This is a genomic window from Paracoccus sp. (in: a-proteobacteria) (genome assembly GCF_047973135.1).
GTDB lineage: Bacteria > Pseudomonadota > Alphaproteobacteria > Rhodobacterales > Rhodobacteraceae > Paracoccus.
In genome coordinates, this window is the sequence record NZ_JBKEBL010000223.1 from 1 (window position 1) to 5,828 (window position 5,828).

5 protein-coding genes are annotated in these 5,828 nt (G+C 61.6%); all 5 read right to left on the bottom strand.

Annotation, left to right across the window (positions count from 1 at the left end):
* The coding region (locus tag ACK5L9_RS16640; protein ID WP_416912575.1) for a hypothetical protein at positions 1-2,007 on the bottom strand (2,007 nt) is incomplete at its 3' end.
* Entirely contained in the window at positions 2,007-3,014 is a 1,008-nt protein-coding gene (locus tag ACK5L9_RS16645; RefSeq protein WP_416912576.1) for a hypothetical protein, read from the bottom strand. The genes ACK5L9_RS16640 and ACK5L9_RS16645, both read right to left, overlap by 1 nt.
* Position 3,015: 1 nt before the next feature.
* Positions 3,016-3,399, bottom strand: a complete 384-nt coding sequence (locus ACK5L9_RS16650; protein ID WP_416912577.1) for a PAAR-like domain-containing protein — start codon at positions 3,397-3,399, stop codon at positions 3,016-3,018.
* Positions 3,389-4,522 (bottom strand): DUF2169 family type VI secretion system accessory protein, encoded by a 1,134-nt coding sequence (locus tag ACK5L9_RS16655; RefSeq protein WP_416912578.1) that lies wholly within the window; start codon positions 4,520-4,522, stop codon positions 3,389-3,391. Before ACK5L9_RS16655 ends, ACK5L9_RS16650 begins: the two co-directional genes overlap by 11 nt.
* A gap of 6 nt (positions 4,523-4,528) precedes the next feature.
* A partial coding sequence (locus ACK5L9_RS16660; protein WP_416912579.1) for a type VI secretion system Vgr family protein occupies positions 4,529-5,828 on the bottom strand: 1,300 nt, incomplete at its 5' end.

Consider the following 5,828-nt stretch of genomic DNA (forward strand, 5'->3'; position numbering starts at 1 on the left):
CATCCCGTCATGGCGCAGCCGCACCGTCTGATCCCCGATCCGACGCGCAACACGACGCCCGCAACAGTCGAAATCCGATTCGATCCGCTGGCCGTTCACGACCTCGGCAATGACCCGGCCAAGCGCGTCGCGTTCCAGCGTGACTGTGGCATCGCCATTCCTCGCCCCGATCAGCGCGCCATTCCCGTCATAGCGATAGCTCGTGACCAGCGCCGCCGCATCGCCGCCCGCAAAGGCGCGCAGTTCCGTCAGCAGGCCGGAGCGGTCGTAATCATATTCCAGCCAGCCGCCATCGGGATTGTCGCGCCGGATCACCCGGCCCGCCGGATCATAGCCATAGCGCAGCCTGCGCCCGTCGAAATCCGTCTCACTGATGACACGCCCGCAAGCGTCGCGATCAAAGCGCCAGTGCAGGCCCGTCTGGTTGGTCACGCAGGTCAGCCGTTCCTGGCTGTCATAGGCAAAACGCAGCTTGCCGCCATTGGGGTCGGTGATTTCCTCCAGCACGTTATAGGCGCCGTGGCGATAGCTGGTGCTGCGCCCCTCGCCATCGGTGACAGAGACAACCTCGCCCGTCGCGCCAAAACCCCGCCGCGTCTCGACCCCGTCAGGCCGCAGGATCCGCGAAGGCGTCATGAAGGGGCGCTTGCCCGCGCCGTCATAGGCCAGAACCGTGTCATTGCCCGCCGGATCGGTGATCCGGGTCAGCCGGCCAAAGGGGTCATAGGCAAAGCGCGTCTCGGCGCTGTTGAAATCGCGGATCAGCGTCAGGCGGTTCTGCGCGTCATATTCGCGGAACTCGATCAGCCCGTCATGGCGCATCACCTGCACCGGCAGCCCCGCCCCGTTCACCCGGAAATCGGTCACATGCCCCAGAGGGTCGCGCGCCTGTTCCAGATTGCCGCGATCATCATAGCTGTAGTCCCAACTGTCACCAGCCTGATTGACCAGAGACAGCAGGTTGCCGACATCGTCCCAGACCATGAAGGTCTCGCGGCCCTCTTCATCCGTGACCGTCTGCGGATTGCCATAGGCGTCATAGCTGTAATGCCGCGCATGGCCATTGGCATCGACCTCTGCTGTCAGGTCGTGCATGTCGTTGAAGCGGCGATAGGTCAGGTGCCCGGCGGCATCCGCGCTCATGACATGGCGGCCCAGACGGTCGAACCACAGCTTTTCAAAGCCCGGCCCCGCGCCATGGCTCACCGTCACCTGCCGCGTGCCGGTGTCATAGGCGATGCTGCCTTCCTTATAGCTGCCGCCGGTATCGACCCGGATCACCCGGTGCCGGTCGTCGAACTCGTGCCGCGTCCGCGTGCCCGCGCCATTCTCGGCCAGCACCCGATTGCCCGCCGCATCATAGCCATAGCGCCAGCTTTCGCCGAAGGGATTATCGGTCGAGATCAGCCGCCCATCGTGATATTCGTAGCGCACCCCCTCAAACCGGCTGCCGTCCAGACCGATGATGTCGTAACCCGCGCGCAGCCCGTCCGCGCGGTTCAGAAATTCCAGGCAAAGCCCATCGGGATGCCGCAATTCCTGCAACACCCCTTCGGCATCGCGGACCAGCTCTGCCACATTCCCGTTCAGATCCTCGATCCGCACGATCCGCCACACCCGCCCCGGATAGCGCGTGAAGGTATAGGAAAGCTTGCGGTCGTTCAGCTTCAGCCCGCCACGCGACAGCGGCTCCAGCGACAGATGCCGGTGCCCGGCATTGTAGCTGCGCGTGAACAGTTGCGGCGCGGGGCGTTCGAAGACGACGCGAATGCCGGCCAGCGTCATCAGGTCGTAATGACCCTCATCCGTCGCGCTGTCGGTGATCGTGATATCCAGCTCGGTCAGGTTGCCGGGTCCAAGCGGCGAGGGAACCGTAAAGTCCTGATCGAATGCCCGCGCCAGATCCAGCGGCAAGGTGCCGGCAAGCTGAAATTCGGGGTAGACCTGCTTCAGCCCGCCATCGGGAAGGCTGACAGGATTCAGACGGGTCGGCCTGCGCAATGTCATCAGCAGCCCACCATGCTTTTGGTCAAACAATTGATGCTGGCATTGGACGGTTCGGAGCCTTCTCCGGTAGGACCATCCTTCTTATAGTCCCTTTCGCGCCGTACCCTGAGACGTTCGAAAATGTCGTCGAGCTTGGTTTTTACCCCGTCAGGCAGAGCGTTATATCTTTTGATGATAAGCTTGAGGACATCGTCTCCTACTCTTGCGGCTACTCTTGCGGCGGCGCCAACCACTTTGGAACCAATCCGGGTCGCCATCACCGCCCCTGCGGCTGTGGTAATCAGGCCCGCCGTAATGATCTCCAGCGCGATCAGCTCGGCAGCCCCCCAGACCACGCTCATCACAGCCTCGCGCGTGGTGGTGATGGCAAACCCTTCCTGCAACAGGCGATAATCGCCCCATGTCACGGCATATGCCTTCACATGAAAGCTGTAATACCCGTCCTCCGTTCGGGCCTGGGTCACGCGCGCGGCGTCTTCCGGATCTGCGCCACCCTCGGTCAGATCCCGCCGCAGGCTCATTGCTGTCCGCAGCTCATCATCCTGAAATCGCCGCAGGCCATCATAATCCCTGCGATACGCCTCTGCCCGATCATTCAAATTCTCTGCAAGGCGACGATATTCGGTGCGAACTTCCTCTATCTCGGCCTCGATCTCTTTTTCGTATTGCGCAATAGCCGCTTCACTGCGCTTGACATAGTCCAGCGCGGACAGCCGGGCTTGCACCATTTTTCCGCCGCGCTGGACCGACCCACCTGCGGCTTCAAAACGCGTGATATTCGTCTCGACCTTCGCAAGTGCTGCCTTGGCCTGCTCAAGCTGCTTGATCGACTGCGCCATCTTTTCGGCAATTTCAAGAATATCATCATTGTAATATTTATGCTTGTCGATCATCTCGGGCGTCATTTCGGTCTCGAAAGGCGTCGCATCCGGCGATTTCGTGATGAACGTGTAAGCAAGCGCTGCCGTATTCCCCTCGGCTTCGGCTATGGTCTGACCGTCGGCCATCTTATGTCCTCGTCCCTTCGCGCGGCCCCAGTGAGGGCATATTGATCACTGCCGGATCCTTGTGCCTGGTCGAGGCCCAGCCCGACGAGAAAACCGACCCCGTCAGCACCTTGCCCGTCGCCGGACCAAGATGCCCCGATTTCACCACGCCGCGACCCACCCCCGGCTCGGTTCCAAAAGAGTTCGGCGTGCGGCTGTTCTGCATGAAATCCGGCCGGCCGTTCCAGCGGACCGTGTTGTTGACGCGCACTGCATTGTTCAGGAATGCAATCGAACTGTAGGAAACCTTTTTCATCTTGCTGCCTACCGGAGTCCAGCAGACATCGGGCCCCGTCGAGGCGATGAAATTGGTTCCGTCCTTGCGGGCTGAACCGTTATTGGACATGTTTGGAACCCTTCCGAGTTGCTTCCGCGGCCGCCGTAAACAGCCCCGATGGATGCGGCGCGGGGTCAAGACCCTGCTCGTCGCGCAGAATATGCATCGGATGACCGCCCAAGACGCTGTCGATCTCCAGCAAGGCGATGTCGCGATCCAGAAACGCCATGCGCCAGGTCAGCGCGATCAGGCTATCTTCGGGCCGCGCATCCAGGATATCGATATAGACCGTGTCCAGATTCAGACGCACCACCCGCCGCGCCCCTCCGCCATCGACCAGCGTGGCAACGACCGTATCGCCAGGCAGGCAAAAGCGCAGTTCAGGCTGATCCGGATGCAGGCCGGTCAACACAATCTCTTCATCGCCCCGAAAGAAGCCATCGGCCTTCAGCCCAGTGGCCGCTGAATTATGATATGCGAAATCGTAATCGCTGGCCCAATGCGGCCAGGTGTTGGCCACCCAATCGTCATCATAGGTGCCGCCAAGCGGTAATCGGGGCAGCCATGCCGGTGGGATCGGGCCGAAGCCGGCCACCTCCTGCTGCTGAAACGGTCCCCGCAGCAAGGCCCCCGTGGCCAGAATCTGTGGTGCCGGGATCGGATCGGATTTCGGACTGTGCCGGTGATGCGCCAGACCCCGGCCGACCGGATTGCGCTCATCCGTCAGAATTTCGTCTTCAGGGCCGGGACATTCACCGCCATAGGCCAGATCATAGCGCAGCGCCACCCGCGCGACCGGTTCAGGATCATCCAACTGCCACTTGCCCAGCCGGTGACGCCATTCGCGCGGACCCGTCACATGCAACGTCTTCGATAGCGCCCCCGCCTGGACCGAGACATCCCACTGCTCGACGGGGCGGCCCTCGGGCGCGAAGGCATCGGCAATGACAATCACATCCGTCGCGGGCTTGTAGGGCACCAAGTCCGACGGATAGCGAAGGCTCGTCACGTTCACAGCCCCGAAACAGCCGTCCGAAAAATTCAGCGGCTCTTGTTCGACTGACCGCCGCAGCCTGAAATCCTCGCCGAAATGATAGCTCTGCTTGACGATCAGCACATCGAACAGTCGCCCCTGAGCATCCTCATTGGCATAGACAAGCTGCGCGAAAGGGGTGAGATTTCGGATCCGCATGGCTGATCAGTTCATGTCAATCAGCTTCGCCTGCGCTCGGATCTGCTTGTCGGCCTCGATATCGATCTTGACGCCCTGCAGGACAATCGTCCCCTCTTTCGTCATGATCAGCTTGGACTTGCCGACCGTGATCACCAGATCGTCGCCGACATTGATTTCCATATGCTTGCCAACAGACGTCGTGGAGATCTCACCTACTTGCGTCGATTGCTTCTGACCGACAACCGTGTTCTGCACCTTGCCGACATAGGTGTTCTTCATCAGCCCGATCTGCTCGGTCCGCGCGAGGCCGACCGTATCGCTGACCGCCTTTTCGACAATCGTTGTCTTGATCCCCCCGACCGGCATGATCGCACCAAGAAGCGCTCCGACCGAACTGCCCGTCGTCACCTGCTCCAGCCCGGCCACCGTCCGGTTCCGGCCCGCCCCCTTGAACGCACCATTTACCGGCAGGCTGGCCGCCTCGGCCGCCACGCTGGCGGCGGACAACGCCCGGCTGAACTGCGAGATGAAACCATCGCCGCTTTCATTCGCTGCGTTCTTCATCGCGGTGCTGGAGCTTTGCATCAACCCGGCAAGCGTGGCGAACAAGGCCCCTCCGACGCCGCCGCCGACCGTCAGGTTCATCGAGCCACCGATCTTTTCCTGATGGTTCGAACCGACGTCAATGCTTTTGTTGTGGCCGACACTTTCGACCTGATCGCGGTCAACGCGCTTCATTCGGTTATGCCGGACCTTCAGCGTCTGGTCCTTCTGGGCATGCAGTGCGATATTCTCGACGCCCTGTTCATCCTCGAAGCTGATTTCGTTGAAGCCCTTGCCCTTGTGGGTGTTCGAGCGCAGGACCATCTTGGTCTTATGCTCCGGCAGCGGATAGGGCACCTTCTGCCGCGCGTTCGGCACCACGCCCGTGACCACCGGGCGGTCCGGGTCGCCGTCGAGGTAACTCACCATCACCTCCATCCCGATGCGCGGGATCACCTGACCGCCCCAGCCAGACCCCGCCCAGTTCTGCGTCACCCGCACCCAGCAGGTATCCGAGCCATCCTTCTTCGCCTGCCGGTCCCACGGAAACCACAGTTTGATGCGGCCGTATTCGTCGGGGTGGATCTCTTCGCCCTCGGGGCCCGCGACGATTGCCACCTGCGTGCCGTCGATGCGCGGTTGCGGCGTCCCCCGCTGCGGGGTCGCGGGCACATCCGCAGGCAGCGCCAGAAAGCGGTTGGAATATTCCGGCTGGTTCTCGACGCTTTCATAAGAGGCGTCCAGCACATCATGTTCGATCGCAAGGATCGCATGCGGCGCA